General features: G+C 63.6%; 18 protein-coding genes. 9 read left to right on the top strand and 9 right to left on the bottom strand.

Annotated elements, in window-relative coordinates:
- Positions 1–73: 73 nt before the first annotated feature.
- The 4 genes from HWY05_RS15545 to HWY05_RS15530 all read left to right on the top strand — a co-directional run bounded on the left by HWY05_RS15545 (position 74) and on the right by HWY05_RS15530 (position 3,453).
- Complete coding sequence (locus HWY05_RS15545) at positions 74–847, top strand: MipA/OmpV family protein (protein WP_231584994.1); 774 nt, start codon at positions 74–76, stop codon at positions 845–847.
- A gap of 67 nt (positions 848–914) precedes the next feature.
- Complete coding sequence (locus HWY05_RS15540) at positions 915–2,093, top strand: SDR family oxidoreductase (RefSeq protein ID WP_035554656.1); 1,179 nt, start codon at positions 915–917, stop codon at positions 2,091–2,093.
- A 170-nt stretch (positions 2,094–2,263) separates the two neighbouring features.
- Positions 2,264–3,016 carry an IclR family transcriptional regulator C-terminal domain-containing protein gene (locus HWY05_RS15535; RefSeq protein ID WP_035554658.1) on the top strand — a complete coding sequence of 251 codons (753 nt, stop codon included), beginning with the start codon at positions 2,264–2,266 and terminating at the stop codon, positions 3,014–3,016.
- A gap of 224 nt (positions 3,017–3,240) precedes the next feature.
- Positions 3,241–3,453 carry a hypothetical protein gene (locus HWY05_RS15530; RefSeq protein WP_035554660.1) on the top strand — a complete coding sequence of 71 codons (213 nt, stop codon included), beginning with the start codon at positions 3,241–3,243 and terminating at the stop codon, positions 3,451–3,453.
- Between the two features lie 168 nt (positions 3,454–3,621).
- Here the strand turns inward: HWY05_RS15530 and HWY05_RS15525 are convergent, their stop codons facing one another.
- Together HWY05_RS15525 and HWY05_RS15520 are read right to left on the bottom strand one after the other, a co-directional pair.
- Positions 3,622–3,900 carry a hypothetical protein gene (locus tag HWY05_RS15525; RefSeq protein WP_035554662.1) on the bottom strand — a complete coding sequence of 93 codons (279 nt, stop codon included), beginning with the start codon at positions 3,898–3,900 and terminating at the stop codon, positions 3,622–3,624.
- A gap of 124 nt (positions 3,901–4,024) precedes the next feature.
- Positions 4,025–4,780 carry a Mut7-C RNAse domain-containing protein gene (locus tag HWY05_RS15520; protein WP_176058883.1) on the bottom strand — a complete coding sequence of 252 codons (756 nt, stop codon included), beginning with the start codon at positions 4,778–4,780 and terminating at the stop codon, positions 4,025–4,027.
- Positions 4,781–4,874: 94 nt separating this feature from the next.
- Between HWY05_RS15520 and HWY05_RS15515 the strand changes: the two genes are divergently transcribed.
- Complete coding sequence (locus HWY05_RS15515; RefSeq protein ID WP_035554666.1) at positions 4,875–5,744, top strand: NAD(P)-dependent oxidoreductase; 870 nt, start codon at positions 4,875–4,877, stop codon at positions 5,742–5,744.
- 182 nt (positions 5,745–5,926) lie between these two features.
- A complete protein-coding gene (locus HWY05_RS15510) occupies positions 5,927–6,562 on the top strand; it encodes a LysE family translocator (RefSeq protein WP_176058882.1) in 636 nt (211 codons plus the stop codon).
- Between the two features lie 296 nt (positions 6,563–6,858).
- On the opposite strand, the gene HWY05_RS15505 is transcribed toward HWY05_RS15510, so the two are convergent.
- From HWY05_RS15505 to HWY05_RS15480, 6 genes are all read right to left on the bottom strand, one after another.
- Positions 6,859–7,683, bottom strand: coding sequence for an OmpW family outer membrane protein (locus tag HWY05_RS15505; protein ID WP_035554670.1), 825 nt, complete (start codon positions 7,681–7,683; stop codon positions 6,859–6,861).
- 172 nt (positions 7,684–7,855) lie between these two features.
- On the bottom strand, positions 7,856–9,100 hold the full coding sequence (locus HWY05_RS15500; RefSeq protein WP_176058881.1) for a DUF2957 domain-containing protein: 1,245 nt from the start codon (positions 9,098–9,100) through the stop codon (positions 7,856–7,858).
- A gap of 99 nt (positions 9,101–9,199) precedes the next feature.
- Entirely contained in the window at positions 9,200–10,552 is a 1,353-nt protein-coding gene (locus HWY05_RS15495; RefSeq protein WP_035554674.1) for a DUF2957 domain-containing protein, read from the bottom strand.
- Between the two features lie 497 nt (positions 10,553–11,049).
- Entirely contained in the window at positions 11,050–11,997 is a 948-nt protein-coding gene (gene argC / locus HWY05_RS15490; RefSeq protein ID WP_035554676.1) for an N-acetyl-gamma-glutamyl-phosphate reductase, read from the bottom strand.
- 285 nt (positions 11,998–12,282) lie between these two features.
- Positions 12,283–12,858, bottom strand: coding sequence for a flavodoxin family protein (locus HWY05_RS15485; protein WP_035554678.1), 576 nt, complete (start codon positions 12,856–12,858; stop codon positions 12,283–12,285).
- Between the two features lie 314 nt (positions 12,859–13,172).
- On the bottom strand, positions 13,173–13,775 hold the full coding sequence (locus tag HWY05_RS15480) for a YbhB/YbcL family Raf kinase inhibitor-like protein (RefSeq protein WP_176058880.1): 603 nt from the start codon (positions 13,773–13,775) through the stop codon (positions 13,173–13,175).
- 263 nt (positions 13,776–14,038) lie between these two features.
- Here HWY05_RS15480 and HWY05_RS15475 point away from each other — a divergent pair, with 263 nt between their 5' ends.
- Complete coding sequence (locus HWY05_RS15475; RefSeq protein ID WP_035554682.1) at positions 14,039–14,728, top strand: response regulator; 690 nt, start codon at positions 14,039–14,041, stop codon at positions 14,726–14,728.
- A 162-nt stretch (positions 14,729–14,890) separates the two neighbouring features.
- Here the strand turns inward: HWY05_RS15475 and HWY05_RS15470 are convergent, their stop codons facing one another.
- Positions 14,891–15,577 carry an orotate phosphoribosyltransferase gene (locus tag HWY05_RS15470; RefSeq protein WP_035554684.1) on the bottom strand — a complete coding sequence of 229 codons (687 nt, stop codon included), beginning with the start codon at positions 15,575–15,577 and terminating at the stop codon, positions 14,891–14,893.
- 422 nt (positions 15,578–15,999) lie between these two features.
- On the opposite strand from HWY05_RS15470, the gene HWY05_RS15465 reads away from it, so the two are divergent.
- Complete coding sequence (locus HWY05_RS15465; RefSeq protein ID WP_176058879.1) at positions 16,000–17,241, top strand: MFS transporter; 1,242 nt, start codon at positions 16,000–16,002, stop codon at positions 17,239–17,241.
- A gap of 302 nt (positions 17,242–17,543) precedes the next feature.
- Complete coding sequence (locus HWY05_RS15460) at positions 17,544–19,826, top strand: NADP-dependent malic enzyme (protein ID WP_176058878.1); 2,283 nt, start codon at positions 17,544–17,546, stop codon at positions 19,824–19,826.
- The last annotated feature ends 84 nt before the right edge of the window (positions 19,827–19,910 follow it).

The raw sequence follows: 19,910 nt of genomic DNA, 5'->3' as shown, positions 1-19,910 counted from the left end.
CCCAACTTCAGGACAGACGGGGCGGGGCGGCATCCCTAGACTGCGGTCTCCGTCCCAATAAAAAGATCTGACCGTGCGCAAACGCCTGCTGACTCTGTGTATTCCGCTCTTTGGCCTGACCTGCTCGTCACTGACCTACGCCGAGAACTTTTATACGTTTTCTCTGGCGGGCGGCGTTGGACCGCGCTATCAGGGCAGCCGTGATTACCGTCCGTTCGTCGCGCCGCTGATTGCCGCGGAGTTCAGCAACGGCATCTTTCTAAGCCCGCTCGAAGGGCTCGGCTACAAGCACGACTTCGCCAACGGGATGTACGCGTCGGCGGCACTCACCTACGACTTCGGCCGGACCGATCGCAATCGCGCCGACCTGCCGGGCTCCGATTACCTCCGGGGCATGGGACGGATTCCCGGCTCCGTGATGATGTCGTTCACCGTCGGCGCGCACGTGTTCGGCGAGTCGACCGTCAGCGTCACGCTCGATCAGCCGCTCACCCACACGAGCCACGGCACCAGCGGCCACTTCGACGTGGTGGTGCCGGTGCTGCAAACGGCCGACAACATCATCAATGTCAGCGGCTCGCTGCATGCAGGCAGCGGCCGCTACACGCAGACCTTCTTCGGCGTCACCGACGCGCAATCGCTCGCGAGCGGCTTCCGGCCGTATTCGGTGAAGGGCGGTTTCGACAGCGCGAAGGTGTCGCTCGGCTGGACCTACATGTTTTCGCCGCGCTGGTCGGTGCATACCGAAGGTGGCGTGACGCGTCTGCTGGGTGCGTCGGCGAACAGCCCGATCGTGCAGTCGAAGAACAACTACTTCGCGATCACGGCGATCAGCTACCGCTACTGATTCCGTCTGTCGACAGGTTGGCCGGACCCTCGGCTCGCCGATCCGACGTCTCATCAAGGAGCTTGCGATGTTTGCATGGCAAACCCCGCTGTCCAGCGCGTGGCAGGACAGTCTTGTTTCACCGGTGCGCGGCGAGGCGCTGGGCGTCGACAGTTTGCTGCTCACCGGCGCGACCGGGTTTATCGGCGGCAATCTGCTGGTGACCCTGATCAACGCCGGCCTCGCCAATCGGCTGGTGTGCCTCGTGCGCGGCGTGAGCGTGGCCGATGCGCTCGCGCGGCTGCGAGCGTCGGCGGTGCGCTGCGGTCTGTCGCACAACCGTGCGCACCGTATCACCGAGGTCAACGTGATGGTCGGCGAACTCGGCGGCGCGTTTTCGGAGATCGATCTGGCGCGTCTTGCGAAGGTCTCGCACGTGATTAATTGCGCTGCGCTGGCGTCGTTTTCGACCAACCCGCAAGTGCTCGACACCAACGTGCGCGACACCTTGCGCTTTGTGTCGCGCTTTGCCGGCAGCAGGATGTTGCGGCGTTTTCTGCACGTGAGTACGGCGATGGCGTGCGGCACGCAATGCGGCGCAAACGTGCAGGAGTCGCCGTTCGGCTATGGCGAAACGAACCACATCGTGCCGTACACGCGCAGCAAGCGTGAAGTCGAACGGTTGTTGCGCACCACCTATCCGCGCCTGCCGCTGGTGGTGGTGCGGCCGTCGATCGTGGTCGGTCATACGGTGCTCGGCACGCTGCCGTCGGCGAGTCTGTTCTGGGTATTTCGCGTGGTGCACGGCGCGCGGCGCTTCACCGCCCGCGCGATGAACCGCCTCGACGTGGTCGCCGCCGACGACTGCGCGCGCGCCATTGCGCTGCTGGCGGTGAAGCCGACGCTGGCGTTCGACACGTATCACGTGTCGGCGGGCACGGAGGCGCCGACCGTCGGCCAGATTATCAGCGCGATGGATGAAGCCACCGGTACCTCGGGCCGCCGTTATTCGATGTGCCGTGTGCGCGACTTCGGCAAGATCGCGCGCGAAGTGGTGGGCCGCGACCGCAGCGGCAGCGGCCGGCTGATCGAGCACGCGCTGCGTTTATATGCGGGCTTCGCGGAGCTGGACTATGCGTTCGACAACCGGCGTCTGCGTGACGAAATCGGATTCGAACCCCTGCCGTTCACCGACTATGTCAGCGAGTGTGTGCGGACGTCGCGCGGTGTGGGCATCGTTGAACAAATGCGTTGGGATTTCAAATGACACAGTGGCCTATCAATTCGGAGATCGTTCGCGTCGCGACCGACTCCCATACTCCTCTCGACGCCGATGCCGCGACCGATTCCGGCGCCGACTCGCGCGATAATCGCGCAACGGTCGTGCGACCGATCACACGACCAACCGGCAGGCCGGCTGTTTTTCAGGCAAGTTCAATGGACGAGAAAGACTGGATTGCCGGCGCGGCGAAAGCGTTGGCGATCATCGAAGCATTCGACGAAGAACACGCGCGCATGACGCCGACCATGGTGGCCAGCCGCGCGGGTTTGTCGCGCACGGCGGCGCGCCGCTATCTGCTGACGCTGGGCGAACTCGGCTACGTGGACACCGACGGCAAGCTGTTCTGGCTGGCGCCGCGCGTGCTGCGGCTCGGCCAGTCGTATCTGGATTCGGCGCGTTTGCCGCGTACCGTGCAGCCGTTTCTTCAGCGCATCACCGCGACCGTGCAGGAAACCGCGCTGGTCGCGATCCTCGACGAGCACGACGTGGTGTACGTGGCGCGCAACGGCGTGAACCGGGCGATGGCGGTCGGCTTCGTGCTCGGCTCGCGCGTGGCGGCGCCGTTGTCGTCCGCAGGGCTGGTGTTGCTGGCGTTCCAGGCGCCGGAGAGCATCGAGCAATGGCTCGCCACTTATCAGATCAAGGTGTTCACGCCGCACACCTACGCAACGATCGAGCGCTTGCGCGAAGTGCTTGGTGAAATTCGCCGCAATGGCTATGTCGTCACCGATCAGCAACTCGAGCTCGGCGTGCGCGGTGTCGCGGTGCCGTTGCGCGACCGGCATGGTTCGGTGGTTGCCGCGATCAGCGTCAGCATGCCGATCGGCCAGGAATCGGCGAATGCCGCGCTGCATCGGGTTTTGCCGACCTTGCAGGAGACCGCCAGCCTGTTGCGCAACCTCGTTTAACCGATACTAAGTAATCCCCCTGGTATGGGATGCTTAACGAGTGAAAGCGTCTCGAAAGCAAGCTGTCTCCCGGAAAATACATATCGAGTTTTGGGCATGACAAACCGCCTACACTGGGTAATACTCTCCCGCGGGGAGCGGGAAGGCGCCTGAAGCCCTGTCTGCTTCACCGTGCAGCTATTTCATTCACATTGACTCAGTCGTCCAGGTTTGGGGAACAACACATGAAAAAAGTTATCGTCTCGCTCGCAGCAGCTTCGATCGCGCTGGTTTCCGTTCAAGCTTTCGCACAAGCATCGGACGCAGCAGCACCGGCTGCAGCAGCAAGCGCGCCGAAGAAGCATCACGTCAAGAAGCTGAAGACGCACGGCAAGCGCGCTCCGGTCGCTGCAGCAGCTTCGGCAGCTGGCACGAACGACAAGGGCACGGCAAACTAAGCTGTCTTTAGTTTGCTGGGCGAGCCAGGTCGGGTCGCCGCATTGCGCCGCCAGCCGGTCAGTGCATCGTGGTTCGGTTAATGGCATCGCCAGCAAAAAGGCCAGAGCTTATGCTCTGGCCTTTTTGCATTTCACGGCGCGCTTTGCGCGCGCCTCGGTTCGCGGCACTCAGCCCGCGAGGCCGCGCTTGATGACTTCGTCGAGCAGGCCGCTCATGCCGTCGGGATGCGTGGCCGCGCGCGTCTTGAGCTCTTCGACCAGTTCGCCGTTCAGCTTGCACGCGAACGCAACAAGGCCTTGCGCCTGATCCAGCTTGCGCTGTTCGCGGCGATCGAGTTTCGGGTCGGCCGCAGCGGATTTGCCGAAGCGATCGGCGGTGGACAGATTCATTGCGTTGTTCAGCTTCTTTGCCTTGTTCTTTTCAAGGTCGGTTTTTTTCATCGCCATTTGGAAGGCCTCTGCAGATAAGTAAACCCCGCATTGTACGCATCGCGCCGGGCGTCGAGCGAGCGGCGGGATTCAGCGGCGGGTTGAGGGGCGGCTTGCGCGGATCGTGCTGATTGCGCGGCACTCAGCCGGATCGGTCCGGCGCGGCGGCCATGCTGTCCATCAGCGCGCGCATTCGTTGCCAGTGCGTGCCTTCCCAGAACACTCGCAGACACACGTCGCAGGTGACGAACTGGTTATGCCGTTGCAGTACACCGTCGGGCGCGCGGCTGCCCACTTCTTCTTTGGCGATGCGCCGCAGCGGCGCGTTGCACATCAGGCATAGCCGGAACGGCGTCGCGCTGCCGGCCAGGTCGAGCCGTTCAAACACTTCGCGCAGTTGCTCACGCGGTTTTAGCGTGCGAACGTAGCAGCCATGCGTGATGCTGCGGCGTTTCAATAGCTCGCGGTCGCGCGTCAGCACCACGCGCTGTTGCGCGGCGGCGAGCGCTTCGATATCGGCGTCCGGGTAGTGGTTGTCGTACAGCGTATCGAAGCCGGCAAGCCGCAGCAGCGGCGCCAGGCCGCCGAGATGCGCGTCGGCGATGAATCGCACCACGCGCAGCGGCCGTTCGCGCACCCGCAGGAGCGGCTGGATGTCGAGCGCTTCAAACTTGGGATAGACGGCGATGCGGTCGCCGTCCGCGAGAGGATGATTGAAACCGACCGATTCGCCGTTCACCAGAATCAGCTCGACCTCGGTATGCGGCACGCCGAGTACTTCGATCATGTGTTTGGCGGTGGCGCCGCGCGCGCAGGCGTAGCTGAACGCGCGCCGACGCAGCGGCCGGGCGAGAAAATCGTTCAGCTCCTCATAGAAGCGGAAAGTCGCGGTCACCATTCCTGCAGTATGGCACCGCCTCCCGTTGCGCGCTGCCCTGCGGGTGTCGCATGAGTGTGCTTTACTGCCAGTTCTTTAGAAGACGGAGCGACAGATGGACATCGGTTTTATCGGTCTCGGCGAGATGGGCGCCGCGATGGTTGCCAACATTTTGAAAGCCGGGCATCAGGTGCGGGTGTGGAACCGCTCGCCGGAACGGGCGCGAGCGCTCGCTGACGCTGGGGCGCGCATCGTCGCGACGCCGGCCGAAGCGTTTGCGGGCGATGCCGTGTTCTCGATGCTCGCCGACGATGCCGCACTGCGTGAAGTGATCACCGCTTCGCTGCTGGAGCATGCACCGCGTGGGCTGATCCACGTGAACATGGCGACCATCTCGGTGGCGCTGGCCGAAGAACTGGCGACGGCCCATGCGTCGCGCGGGGTTCACTACGTTGCCGCGCCGGTGCTGGGTCGGCCGGACGTCGCGGCGGCGGCGAAGCTGACGATCGTTGCCGGTGGTCCGGCGGAGTCGATCGACCGGGTGCAGCCGATTTTCGACGCGATCGGCCAGAAGACGTGGCGCATCGGTTCGCTGCCGCAGCAGGCGAACGTGATGAAACTGGCCGCCAATTTCATGTTGGGCGCGGCGGTCGAGACGCTCGGCGAAGCGGCCACGCTGGTGACCGGTCATGGGCTGGCCATGCAGGATTTCCTCGACGTCATCACGAGCGGGCTGTTCCCGGGGCCGGTCTACGCGGGCTACGGCAAGCTGATCGCCGAGCAGCAATACGAGCCGGCGCAGTTCAAGGCGCGTCTCGGCTTGAAGGATATCCGCCTCGCGCTGGCCGCCGCCGATGCGGTAACGACGCCGCTGCCGATCGCGAGCGTGGTGCGCGACAGTTTGCTCGAAGCGGTAGCGCACGGCGACGGCGAGAAGGATTTCGCGGTGCTGGGGCAGGTGGCTGCACGGCGCGCTGGGCGTTAGGAGCGCTAGGGCTGCGGGGCGAACCGCAAGGGCCAGGGCAGAGACAGCGGCACGGGCAGAGGCGAAGCGAACGCTTTGAGTCCCGCGCGCCGCGCTCTGCACAAGCCCCCACCCCGTGCGTCAAGTCGCGTATTGGCGCGGGCGGGCATAATGGCCGCCCGTCCTTATTCACCGCGATTGTCATGACTCTGCATACCTGGTGGCTGTTCGTCGCCACTGTTTTCGTCGTATCCGCGATTCCCGGCCCGAACATGCTGCTCGTCATGACGCATGGCGCTCAACACGGTCTGCGCCGCTCCAGCGCGACGATGGCGGGTTGCCTGTCGGCGCTGGTATTGATGCTGGCGGTGTCCGCGGCGGGGCTCGGCGTGGTTCTGGCCGCGTGGCCGGCCATGTTCAACGCGCTGCGCCTGATCGGCGCGGCTTACCTCGTCTATCTGGGCGTCAAGGCATGGCGTGCGCCGGCCGACGAAGCCGCCGCCGACCAGGCCGACGCGCTCGCCGCGAAGCCAGCGCGCTCGCGCTTCGCGCTGTTTCGCAACGGCTTTCTGGTGGCCGGCAGCAATCCGAAAGCCATTCTGTTCGCCGCCGCCTTGCTGCCCCAATTCATCGACGCCGCGCAGCCGAAGCTGCCGCAGTTCGGCGTGCTGGTCGCCACGTTCGCCGTGATCGAGGTGAGCTGGTATCTGGTGTACGCGGGGTTCGGCACGCGGATCGGCGCGAAATTGAAGAGCCGCAGCGTCGCAAAAATGTTCAATCGACTGACGGGCGGCGTGTTCGTCGGCTTCGGCGCGATGATGGCGCTGGTGCGGCACTAGCCGCCAGGCGCCTCCGCAGACTCAGCAAGGTGTCGCACGAGCACAACGCTGAGGGTCATCCCTAATTAGAATGTTGCGCCGCACCAAACCATTTGCTATAGTTCGTCTTGTCTCCTCCATGTCTCCTCTGATATGGATTCAGCCCGCCAAACTAGGCGGGCTTTTTTTTGCCCCGAATTTCCCGGGCGCTTCAGAAATGACAAACGACAAAGCCGGCTGGCCCCTTCGCAGGGCCGCCGGCTTTGTCGTTTGCGATTCGCGGACTTATCTGGCCGCGTGCCAGAGCGCCGTCGGACTCAGAACTTGTACGAGACCGCCAGGAACGAAATGATCGGGTCCGCTTTCAGGTCCGCCTTGGAGACGCCGAGTTCGGTGCCGTCCGCCGCCTTGATGATGACCGACGAGGTCGTCTTCAGCGGAATGTACGTGACCGATGCCACCAGACCCCAGTGATCGGTGATGTTGTACGCCAGACCCGCATTGAACACCGGCTGCCACGACGACGACGCCTTCGCCGACACCTGCGTCGTGCCCGGCTTGCCGGCGCCCGCGGCCAGCACGGCGCCGAGGTTGTTCTGCGTCGACGTGACGAAGTTCGGGCTCAGTTGAATATCCGAGAAGAAGTTGTACGACACGCCGATACCGACGAACGGCCGGAACTTCGCCGTCGGTTCATTGAAGTAGTACTGGAACAGCAGCGCCGGGCTCCACTGACGCACGCTTTTCACGATCGGATTGGACTGCGGGTCGCCCAGATCCTGCTGACCCAGCGCGCCCGCCGGTCCCGGCGGCTTGATCGTGCCGTGGCCGTAGATCTTGAACACCGGCGGCACACCCGCCACCGTCGTGATGGCGATGTGATCGGTGAGGTAATGGCTGAACACCAGGCCGACCGTATCGGCGCTCCCCGTCGACAAGCCCGTGCCCGACGACGTGAACGAACTCGGCAGACGCAGCGGCGTATTGATCGGCGTTGGCGCGACGTTGGTGGTGAGCGGCGTGCTCGAATCCTGCGGCATCACGTGAAACCAGCCGAGCACGGCGACGTTGTCGCCCGCGTGTTGGGCATAGGCACTGGCGGACAGGCAAACGGTCAGTATCGCGAGACAGATTTTTTTCATGTTGTTTCTCCTCTGGCGCTCGTTGCATCTATCGCGCGCGTCGAGCGGCGGCGGGTTGGCGGCCCGGCCGTTGCGCTGGATAGTCGGTGGACACCGGCTGCCGCGCGCTGATCGGGCGCGGCAGCCGGGGCGCGAACGCCTCGTTGCGGGTTGGCGGCGCGGGTCACGTCCATTACTGGACGAAGGCGCCGATCGTGAAGTACGGCGAGGCCGCGTTGGTCAGATCGAGGTAGCCGAACACGCCACCCGTGAAGATCATCTTGCCGGTCGGCGTGGTGCCGGTACTGGCGCCCACTTGCGTCGTCGTGACCACGCCCGGCACGGCCTGCGTGAAGTCCAGATTCAGCGCCGTCGCGAGCGATGCCTGCGACGCGTTGAACGGATCGAGCAGCGTGGCCTGGGTGCCCGTGAGCGCGGTGGTGCGATAGTCGAACTGGCTATCCACACCGATGTACTCGCCGTTCTGCGAGCCCACTGTTACCGACGTTTGCGGCGACAGAATCGAGATGCCCGATTCGTCGTCCGCGTACGGCCCGAGCGCGCCGTTTTGCGGCACCGTCACCGACGAGTTCGCCGCGCCGGTGCGCACCAGGATCGGCACGAGTTGACCGCGGAGCTTGCCGACGATCATGTAGCCGCGTGCTTCCGGCGTGGCCGCGAGCGTCGGCTTTGCCTGACCGAGGAAGTTATTGGTCTGGAACGCGCCGCTGCCGTCCGCGGCCGGCGCGAAGTTGCCGCCGGGCTGCTGACATTTGCCGGCGTTGATACCGGAGTTGTCGCACTCCGTCCACGTACCGTCCGCGTTGATCGTGATCCTGGAATCGACGGCGACCGGCGCGAAGCTCTGCGACGGCACCTGGTGATAGCCGAGCTGGTTATACGTGCCGGCCACGTTCGCGAGATTCGTTTCAATCGACGAAAAACCGATGAACGGGTAGTACGGGAAGGTGGTATCCGGCACCGCGCCGACACCCAGAATCCCGCCGAACGAGATTTCCGCACCGGGAATCGTGCCGCCCGCCACCCCTTCGCCGACGAAAATCCGCGCTGGACGAGTCGGGTCGAGACTCGCGCCGTTGAGGCGGAACGCGCATTGATTGAGCTTGTTGGTCGGCAGCAGGGTTTCCTGGGTCAGCGTGCCGCTGGCGGTTTGACCCGCGCGCGTCGGTACGACGGTGCCGGTGGTCGCCGGAATCGGCGACTCGACGTAATTGATCTGCCACGTCATCTTGGTCGTGTCGAGCTGCAGCTTGACCAGTTCCCCGTCACCGCCGCCGCCCGTAAACGTGGTGGTGTAGTCGAGCGATGAAGGACACAGACGCACTTCCGTCACCGGCCCATCGCCGCCCCCGCCGCCGCCGCATGCCCCGAGCAACGGTGCTGCAAGAGCGAGCACCGAAAGGAATCTCCAATTCATACCGCCTCCAGAATTTTCTCGTTGTGTGTGGCCGGCTCTCAGTCCGGCCACCTTTTGCTTTAGTGGTGTTGCGTACGGCTCGTGCTTCGCTGCTGATGCTTACTTGCTGATCTGCGCACCGATGCCGAAGTACGGCGTGCTCGGCGTGTCCGCGTTGGCCGAGGTCGACGTGATGCCGCCGTTCTCCGCACCCTGAATCACGATCGCGTACAAGCCGCCCGAGGCGATCGCGAAGCCGGTTTTGCCGTTGGTGTCCTGCACGCCGACCAGCCCAGGGCTCGGCAACCCGTAGCCGAGACCGAACCCGCTTTCCGCACCCGACGTGCTCGGGTTGATGAACGTGCCGACCGCCCCCTGAATCAACGTCGCGGTGTACTTGAAGTTCGAATCCGCGCCGACATAGCCGCCGTCGAAACCGCCCGAGGCGAGCGGGGTGGCTGCGGCGAGCATGGCGATGCCGGATTCGTCGTCGATCTGCAGCGTGTTCGTGTTGACCGAACCGGTGCGCACCACCAGCGGGACCGTGGCGCCGTTGACCTGACCGAGGATCATGTGCGCGGTGCCGAAGTTGCCGGTGCGCAGCGGCGCCGGACTACCGCCGCTCGGCACGATCTGCGGCGGGCTGCTGCTGTCGAAGTAGCCGTTGCTGTTGAGCGTGAGCGCGTTACCGGTCGACAGGCAGCCGCTCGAACTCGGCGACGTGCAGTTGCCGCTGGCGTCGAAGGTTTCGACGGAATTGGTCGCGACGGTCTCATAGTTCGCGGTCGGCGACAGGTGATACAGCAAGCCGTTGTAGGTGCCGGGCAGCTTGGTGATATCGGTTGTGGTGCTGGCGAAACCGAGGAACGGATAGAAATCGAAGTGCCGCAGGTTCACGGCGCCAATGCCCAAAATCCCCGCGTATTGCACCGTCGCGCCGGGAATGCCGCCGCCAGCCACGCCTTGGCCGACCAGAATCATCGGCGGGTTCGGGTTGTTGACGAAGTCGGGCGTCGTGTACGTGGTGCCGTCCGACGCGGTGCCGGTGCCCGCGCCGAGAATGAACGCGCAGCGGATCTGTTCGGCGGTCGGCAGCGCGCCGGTGGGCGGGTGAATCACCGCGCCGGCGATTTGCGTGCCCGCGCGCGTGGGCGAGACCGTGCCGGTGGCCAACGGAATCGGCGACGCGAGCCATTTCAGCGTGTACGTCATGGCCGTCGCGTTGATGTTCAACTGGACCACTTCGCCACTACCTGCGCCACCGAGGAAGGTGGAGTTGCCGATGTCGGCGGTTGCCGGACAGAGCGACGCCGACGTGCCCGAGGCCGGCGGACCTTGCACGCCACAGCTCGCGCCCGAGCATTGCGGGGCGTTGACCGCGCCCGGATCGCCGGCTTTGCCGCCGCCGCATGCGATGAGCAATGGGGCCGTGGCGAATGCCAACGCCAGGCCTCGAGTAATGGCGTGCGCCATGCTGCTGTCTCCCTTCCTGTAATTGTGCGAACTAATTTCGCTGCGCGCTTAATGCCTGTCAATTGAATGAGCCGTCTAAAAAGCGCGATTCAAACAGTGTGGGTTTTGCCAGACGCAGACAGCGTGGACGCGGACGACCCTTTTAAACAAAAAATAAATTCGAGCTGTATGACGGTCTCGGCGCCTCGCCGCACGCGCCTTACCAGGCAGGCGTTTCAGCAAAATGCTCCTATCATCTTCGAACGATCGTTCGAGAAAAAGTCCGGAGTTTCCCTATGCGGAAAACTATGCGACGCGGGTCATTTTCAGGAATGAATTACCGCACAGCGGTGAGCAGTCCGATTTTGATTTTTTAAGTAATACGGGCTACTACTCATTAAACCCGATAAGTGGAATTCAAAGCGCATGTTTTTAAAAACAAAAAAGCCGGTCTGTGAAGACCGGCTTTTCGGGGCGGTGGATTAACGGCGAAAGCGCCGCCGTCTCCTTGAATCCGTTTAGCGTTTCAGACCGCTTTCTTCCGCGGTGCCGATGGCGAGGTTCATACACTGGATCGCCGCGCCCGACGCGCCCTTGCCCAGGTTGTCCAGACGCGCGACGGTGACGAAGCGTTCCTCGTTGCCGAACACGAACAGGTCGACGCGATTGGTGTCGTTGTTCGCCTGCACGTCGAAGAAGCCGTCGTCCAGGTTCGCTGCCGCGTCGAACGGCGCGACATGCACGAAGGCTTCGCCCGCGTAGTACTCGGCGAACAGCGCCTGCACGTCTTGCGGCGTCGTCTTCTTGGCCAGTTGGCTCGGCGAGAAGAATGTGGTGACCGCCAGACCCTTGTAGAAATCGCCGACGATCGGCGTGAACACCGGCGCCGACTTCAGCCCCGTGTGCGCGGCCATTTCCGGCAGATGCTTGTGCGTCAGGCCGAGCGCGTACGGACGCGGGCTCTTGAGCTTGTCGTTACCGCCGGCTTCGTAGTCGGCGATCATTTTCTTGCCGCCGCCGCTGTAGCCGGTAATTGAATAAGCGTGCGCGGCGAAATCGGCCGGCACCACGCCGGCTTCGACCAGCGGACGCATGGCCAGCACGAAGGCCGACGCATGGCAGCCCGGCACGGCGATACGTTTCGCGCTGCGCAGGCGTTCGCGCTGTGAATGGGCCAGTTCCGGCAAACCGTACGCCCAGTCGGCGGACGTGCGGAACGCGGTGCTCGCGTCGATCAGCACGGTATGCTCATTGTCGACCAGCGACGCGGATTCGCGCGAAGCCACATCCGGCAGACACAGAAACGTGACGTCCGACGCATTGATGAGACGACGGCGCTCTTCGATGTCCTTGCGCTTCGCTTCTTCGATACGCAGGATCTCAACGTCGGCGCGCTGCGACAGGTATTCAAAAATCTTCAGGCCGGTCGTGCCTTCCTGTCCGTCGACAAAAACTTTCGTGCTCATCTCGATCTCACTGGCTTGCTGGAAACAGGGCGCGACTTGGCGCCGGAACGCTATTTTAAGACCGGACGGTCGCGGGCGTGCAAAACGGGTGAAAAAAGCGCGCTGAGAAAAGCACGATGCGCGCTGAAAGTGACATCGGCGTGACCCGTTGCAGCATAGATGCACGCCGATGTCGGCCGGTTCGCGGCAGCGCCGCGCCGATGTGTTGGTGCGCCAGTGCGCCAGTGCGCCAGTGCGTCGGTGCGCCAGTAAGTCGGTGAGTCGGTTAGTCGGTTAGTCGGCGGCTTAGCGCGGCGCGCCGGCCAGCCAGCGCGCCGTCACGCCGGCAATGCGCGCGCCGAACATCCGTGCGGTTTCCAGGTCGCCGGCGGGCGGTGCTTCTTCCGCCGACGCATCCGCCGGCGACTGCGTCAGCAGACCGGTGAAGCCGCCCACGTAGTTCAGGTCGTTGCGCGTGGCGGCCTTGGTGTTCGACGGCATCATGCCGGTGCCCGCCCAGATCATGCTGTGCTGCATCGCCAGCGTGACGAAGTACTGGATGGTCGAGAACTTGTCGCCGTTCATGGTCGCCGAGTTGGTGAAGCCGGCGGCGATCTTGTCCTTCCATGTCTGGCCGAACCACGGTTTGGAACTCGCGTCGGCGAATTTCTTGAAGTCGGCGGACGGGCCGCCCATGTAGGTCGGCGCGCCGAAGATGATCGCGTCGGCCGTGGCCAGTTCCGCCCAACCGGCGTCGTCGATTTCGCCGACCGGCAGCAGGCGCGCCTCGGCGCCGGCTTCGAGGGTGCCCGCGAGCACGGCTTCGGCGACTTTTTTCGTGTGGCCGTAGCCGCTGTGATAAACGATGACGATCTTCGACATGGCATTCTCCGGCAAAGGAAAAAGGATGGGATAGGGCACGGCAATGGTGCGCACACAGGCGATGCGGCAACACCCAAGCATCGCGCATAGCGCTCCCCGGCACATTAGCGTGCGCGGATGACAGAAATTCCACGCGGACGGCAATCCGATGCAAGCCGCAGGCCAACGCGGATTTCGTGGCGGTCATTGACGGCGGATAAACCGTGTTCGCTTTGCTCGGTGCTGGGTCTTACCTGAGCCTGGCCATGCCGCCGGCCGCCGCCGCCCGCGCGGTTAATCGCGCCCGGCACGGCGTTATCCGTGCGCAGCCCGCATCACCGCCCGTAGTTCACCACCATCCGCGCGCTGCCGAGCGTGGCGGTGCCGATCTCGTGATCGAACATCAGCGCGGGACGGCCTTGCGCGAGCCGCAGATCGGCGGTGCTCAGCGCATACACGGTGACGATATACCGGTGAGGTTTGCCCGGCGGCGGACACGGGCCGCCATAACCGTCGACATCGAAATCGTTGCGCGCTTCAACCGCGCCCAGTTTGCTGAGGAAGCCGGAAAAGCTCGCGTTCTCCGGCAAGCTCTGCACGCTGGCGGGAATGCCGGCTACCGCCCAGTGCCACCAGCCGCGGCCGGGCGCGTCTTCGTCGTACATCGTGACAGCGAAGCTGCGCGTTCCGGGCGGCGCGTCGTGCCATGTGAGTTGCGGCGAGCGATTGCCGCCTTTGCAGTCGTCCTGATTGAAAACCTGAGCGTCCGCCACCGTGCCGCCCGCGTGGAAGCTCGCGCTGGTTAGCGTGAATGCGTTCTCGGATAGCGCGTTCGGGCTATGCGCCGCGAGCAGCGCGACACCCAGCGCGGCGCAGAGGAAGGACGGCGTAAGGCGGAACGGCGAAACAAGCGAAACAACCAGGCAACGCGAGCGCATGTGCCGGTTCTCCTGTCAGGGCGCGAGGCGGTCGTCCTCGCATCATCATTGTCCCTATTTTGTGCCCCCAGGTCGAATCATGTCTAACATTAGCTCTGCGACACATCATTGTTGTCGTTGGCTGGAATTTGCGGATGGAATATCGGCTATAGTCGGAGGAATTGTCCGCGCCAGTACCGCCGCGTTTTCATCCGATTGAATTCCTACAATAGAAAAGCATGTCAGAAGTTCTGGAGAGAGTTTTAACCGTCGAGGGGAGGGCAATGCAAGATCCAGTCAGGGTCGTGGTCGCCGACGACCATCCGGTAATTCTGTTCGGCGCCGAGCAGGCTTTGCTCAAGTTTCCCGGGCTGCAGGTCGTCGCGCGTGCGCGGCAATCCACAGAATTGATCAAGGTGCTGCAAACCGTAGCCTGCGACGTGCTCGTCACCGATCTCGCCATGCCAGGCGGACAGTACGGCGACGGGCTGCCGCTCATCGGTTATTTGCGCCGCAATTTCCCCAACCTGCCCATCGTCGTGCTAACCATGCTGGAGAACGCCGCGTTGCTGAAGCGACTGAGCGAGCTTGGCGTGACGTCGGTGGTCAACAAGTCCGACGATCTGAGTCATATTGGCCTTGCGGTGCAGCACGTTAGCCGCAAGCTCGAATACATGAGCCCGTCCGTCAAAGCTTCGCTGGACGCGCTGCGCATGAACGCCGGCGGCAAGACCGACGAAGTGATGTTGTCGCGGCGCGAACTCGAGGTGGTGCGCCGCTTCGTGTCCGGCATGACGATCAAGGAAATCTCGGAGCAGCTCAACCGCAGCATCAAGACGATCAGCACGCAGAAGAACACGGCCATGCGCAAACTCGGTATCGAGCGTGATTCCGAATTGTTCCAGTACGCGCAAAGCAATGGGCTGCTGAATCTGTCGTCCAGTTCGGTGGAAGATACCGGCGAAGCGTCTTAGCAACGCGCGCCCGGTCGGGCATGAGCGGGTGCGCGCACACCGCTTAACCGCATGAAACCGCGCGAAACGAAAAAAGGGCTGCCTGTCTTGTCGACAGGCAGCCCTTTTGCATTAAGCCCGCTTAACCGGTCCGCAAAGGACCGTAGCGCTTAACTGAGATGCTTACTGCGGCGTCGCGTTGGCGCCGCCGTGCGCAGCCGACCATTCAGCCGGTGCGTGCAGGAATTTTTCCACTTCGTCGAGCGTCTTCGTGTCGAAGTAGTTGTTTTCCTTGGCGACGCGCAACACGTCCCACCACGTGGCAAGCGCGTGCAGATCGACGTCAATGTCTTTCAGCACCGACACGCTTTCCTTGAAGATGTTGTAGTGGAACAGCACGAAGCAGTGGTTCACCGTCGCGCCGGCGGTGCGCAGCGCGTTGATGAAGTTGATCTTGCTGCGGCTGTCGGTGGTCAGGTCCTCGACCAGCAGCACGCGTTGACCTTCGGTCAGCAGACCTTCGATCTGCGCGTTACGGCCGAAACCCTTCGGCTTCTTGCGCACGTATTGCATCGGCACCATCAGGCGATCGGACAGCCAGGCCGCGAACGGGATGCCGGCGGTTTCGCCACCGGCCACCGCGTCGATCTGCTCATAGCCGACGTCGCGCAGAATGGTGCTTTCAGCCATTTCCATCAGGCCACGGCGCACGCGCGGATACGAGATCAGCTTGCGGCAGTCGATGTAAACCGGGCTCGCCCAGCCGGACGTGAAAATGTACGGTTTCTCCGCGTTGAAGTGCACTGCCTGAACTTCCAGCAGCATCTTGGCGGTCGTGTCGGAGATCGTCTGGCGATCGAAGCCTGTCATGGGCGGATCCTTGGGTGTGAGCGGGGAGAAGCGGGCGCGGGGCCCGGTGGCGCAGCAAGTGGAGTATGTCCGCCCTGACGGGCGGCGCCCTGATAGGCGAATACGCTGCCGGCCAGTGGAGTGCAGGTCGGTTTTTGCTGCGCGCGTAGCCCGACATTTTACCCGAAACGGGCTCTTTCGAGGAGGCCGTTGTGCGGTGCGGCGCCGAATGGCGGTCATAACGGCGCCTCTGGCCGAGTCTGGCCGGCTTCGACGCGACTTGCTCGGCGCGTGCGTTTCACCGGCTTTCCGCGTGGTGTATAGCGTGTCTCGCCGCGCCTTTTTTGCGTCGGCTTGTGAGCCACGGAAGCCGCCTTTACACTCACGCGAATTTCCCGGGCGGCTGATCGCTTTAGCGCCCCTTGACCTACGGAATGCTTTCGATGACTGCCGCCTCCTCCGCCACCGACTCCCGCGCATCGGCTAAACAAGGCTATGCCGGACGCGCGTTGATTGCCTCGGTGCTCGGTTACGCGATGGACGGTTTCGATCTGCTGATCCTCGGTTTCATGCTGCCGGTGATCGCCGCCGATCTGCATCTGAGTTCCGCGCAGGCGGGCTCGCTCGTGACGTGGACGCTGATCGGCGCCGTCGCGGGCGGGTTGATTTTCGGCGTATTGAGCGACTATTTCGGCCGCGTGCGGATGCTGACGTGGACGATCCTGATCTTCGCCGTGTTCACCGGCCTGTGCGCGCTGGCGCAAGGTTATACGGACCTGCTGGCCTACCGGACCATCGCGGGAATCGGGCTCGGCGGCGAGTTCGGCATTGGCATGACGCTGGTGGCCGAAGCGTGGCCGGCGTCGCAGCGGGCGCGCGTCTCGTCGTATGTCGGCCTGGGGTGGCAGCTCGGCGTGCTGGCGGCCGCGTTGCTGACGCCGCTGCTGTTGCCGGTGATCGGCTGGCGCGGCATGTTCGCGCTCGGGTTGCTGCCCGCGGTCGTGTCGTTTTTCGTGCGCCGCCGCGTCGAGGAGCCGGCGCTGTTCACCGAACGCGTTGCACGAAGCACATTCGGCACGCGCAAGCTGCCGCTAAAACGACTGGTTGCCGATGGCCGCACCACGCGCGCCAGCATCGGCGTCTTGATTCTCTGTTCGGTGCAGAACTTCGGCTATTACGGGCTGATGATCTGGCTACCGAGCTATCTGTCGAAGACCTTCGGCTACTCGCTGACCAAATCCGGCGTGTGGACCGCGGTGACGGTGCTCGGCATGGCGGCCGGCATCTGGCTGTTCGGTATCGCCGCCGACCGCTTCGGCCGCAAGCCGACATTTCTGTTTTACCAGGCCGGGGCCGTCGTGATGGTGTTCGTCTACGCGCACCTCACGACGCCGTCGGCGCTGCTGATCGGCGGCGCGGCGATGGGCGTGTTCGTCAACGGGATGATCGGCGGATACGGTGCGTTGATTTCCGAGCTCTATCCGACCGAGGCGCGCGCCACCGCGCAGAACGTGCTGTTCAACATCGGCCGGGCGGTGGGTGGTTTCGGGCCGGTCGTGGTGGGCGCGCTGGCCGCGCGCTATTCGTTCGGCGCCGCGTTGGCGTTGCTCGCGTCGATCTATCTGCTCGACATCTTCGCGACACTTTTCCTGATTGCCGAACGACGCGGCGCCGAGCTCGACTAAGCTCGAACGGCACACGCATTGCCCCTCGCATGACCCCCGTCAAATGCCCGCCGGATGCGGCGCTGCACCATTGTTTCGCCGATGGTGAGCCGGATTAACCACTCAGTGCATCGACTCATTCGGGGTGTACACTAACCGACCCGCGTAGCACTCCGCACCGTCTTGTCCTCCGCTGAGGTTCGACGCCGCGCCTAACCGGCGCACGCGTCAGCCGTCTCAGTCGATCATCCATTCGATAGGTGGAAGCGTCGTCAGCGGTGCGGTATGCCGGGCCCAATTACTTACGTCTCGCAGGCCAAAAAATGGACGAACAACTTAAGCAAAGCGCTCTCGCATACCACCAGTTTCCGAAACCCGGCAAGATCTCGGTCACGCCTACCAAGCCGCTGTCCAACCAGCTCGACCTGTCGCTCGCGTACTCGCCGGGCGTCGCCGCGGCCTGTATGGCGATCTACGAAGACCCGCTCGACGCGCAGAAGTACACCTCGCGCGGCAACCTGGTCGGCGTGATCACGAACGGCACGGCTGTGCTCGGCCTCGGCAACATCGGCCCGCTCGCGGCGAAGCCGGTCATGGAAGGCAAGGGCTGTCTGTTCAAGAAGTTCGCCGGCATCGACGTGTTCGACATCGAACTGTCCGAGTCCGATCCGGACAAGCTCGTTGAAGCGATCGCCATGCTCGAGCCCACGCTCGGCGGCATTAACCTCGAAGATATCAAGGCGCCGGAATGCTTCTACATCGAGAAGAAGCTGCGCGAGCGCATGAAGATTCCGGTTTTCCACGACGACCAGCACGGCACGGCGATCATCGCGTCGGCGGCGATCCTGAACGGCCTGAAAGTGGTCGGCAAGAAGCTCGACGAAGTGAAGCTGGTGTGCTCCGGCGCGGGCGCCGCGGCGATCGCGTGTCTGGATCTGCTGGTGAACCTTGGCCTGTCGAAGAAGAACGTGCTCGTCACCGACTCGAAGGGCGTGATCTTTGAAGGTCGCGGCAACCTCGATCCGTCGAAGGAACGTTACGCGGCGAACACCGAAGCACGTACGCTGGCTGACGCGATTCGCGGCGCCGACGTGTTCCTCGGTTGCTCGAGCGCGGGCGTGCTGAAGCCGGAAATGGTCGTCGAAATGGGCACCCAGCCGCTGATTCTCGCGCTGGCCAATCCGGAGCCGGAAATCCGCCCGGAAGAAGCCAGGCGCGTGCGCCCGGACTGCATCATCGCGACCGGCCGTTCGGACTACCCGAATCAGGTCAACAACGTGCTGTGCTTCCCGTTCATCTTCCGCGGCGCGCTGGATGTCGGCGCGACCACGATCACGGAAGAAATGAAGCTCGCGTGCGTGCGCGCCATCGCCGAGCTGGCCGAAGAAACCGACCAGGGCGATGAAGTCGCGAAGGCCTACGAAGGCCACTCGCTCGAATTCGGTCCGGAGTACCTGATTCCGAAGCCGTTCGATCCGCGCCTGATCATCAAGATCGCGCCGGCCGTCGCGCAAGCGGCCATGGACTCGGGCGTCGCGACTCGTCCCATCAAAGATATGGACGCGTACCGCGAAGAACTCGGCACCACCGTGTACCGCACCGGCATGGTGATGCGTCCGGTGTTTCAGGCCGCCAAGTCGGAGCCGGCGCGCATCGTGTTCGCCGAAGGTGAAGACGAGCGCGTGCTGCGCGCCGCGCAATTCGTGCTGCTGGAAAAGATCGCCAAGCCGATTCTGGTCGGCCGTCCGTCGGTGATCGAGATGCGTCTGAAGAAGATGGGCTCGAAGCTGAAGTGTGGCGAAGACTTCGAGATCGTCGATCCGGAAGACGATCCGCGCTATCAGCAATGCTGGCAGGCTTATCACGAAGTCGGCGCGCGCGAAGGCGTCACGCCGGACGTCGCGAAAGCCGCCATGCGCAAGTTCAACACGCTGATCGGCGCGATCCTCGTGCGCCTCGGCGAAGCGGACGGCATGATCTGCGGCATGATCGGCCAGTACCACGCGCATCTGAACTTCATCGAGCAGGTGCTGGGCAAGGCGGAAGACGTGCAGAACTTCGCCGCAATGAATCTGCTGATGCTGCCGGGCCGCAATCTGTTCATCTGCGACACATACGTGAACGAAACGCCGACGGCCGAGCAGCTCGCCGACATGACCATGCTGGCGGCGCGCGAAATCGAGAAGTTCGGTATCACGCCGAAGGTGGCGTTGCTGTCGAACTCGAACTTCGGCAGCGCGCCGTCGTCGTCGTCGCAACGCATGGCGGCGGCTCGCAAGCTGATCGCGGAACGTGCGCCGACGCTGGAAATCGACGGTGAAATGCACGGCGACGCCGCGTTGTCGGAAGCGGTGCGCAAGGCGGCGTTCCCGGGTACGACGCTGAGCGGCGAAGCCAATTTGCTGATCATGCCGAACGTGGAAGCGGCGAACATCACGTACAACCTGCTGAAGATGATTGGCGGCGAAGGCGTGACGGTCGGTCCGTTCCTGCTGGGCGCGGAAAAACCGGTGCATATCTTGACGCCGGCCGCGACCGTGCGCCGGATCATCAACATGACGGCGGTGGCATCGGCCAACGCGCGTAAGCGGGTGGGCGCGCAGTAAGCCACGCGTTGAAATGAGAAAAGGCGGCGGTCCGTGAGGACCGCCGCCTTTTTATTTGCAAGCTAACCGGCCTGCATCAAATCA

The organism is Paraburkholderia sp. BCC1876 (assembly GCF_902833695.1).
Lineage (GTDB): Bacteria > Pseudomonadota > Gammaproteobacteria > Burkholderiales > Burkholderiaceae > Paraburkholderia.
This window is presented reverse-complemented; position numbering and strand designations above follow the sequence as displayed.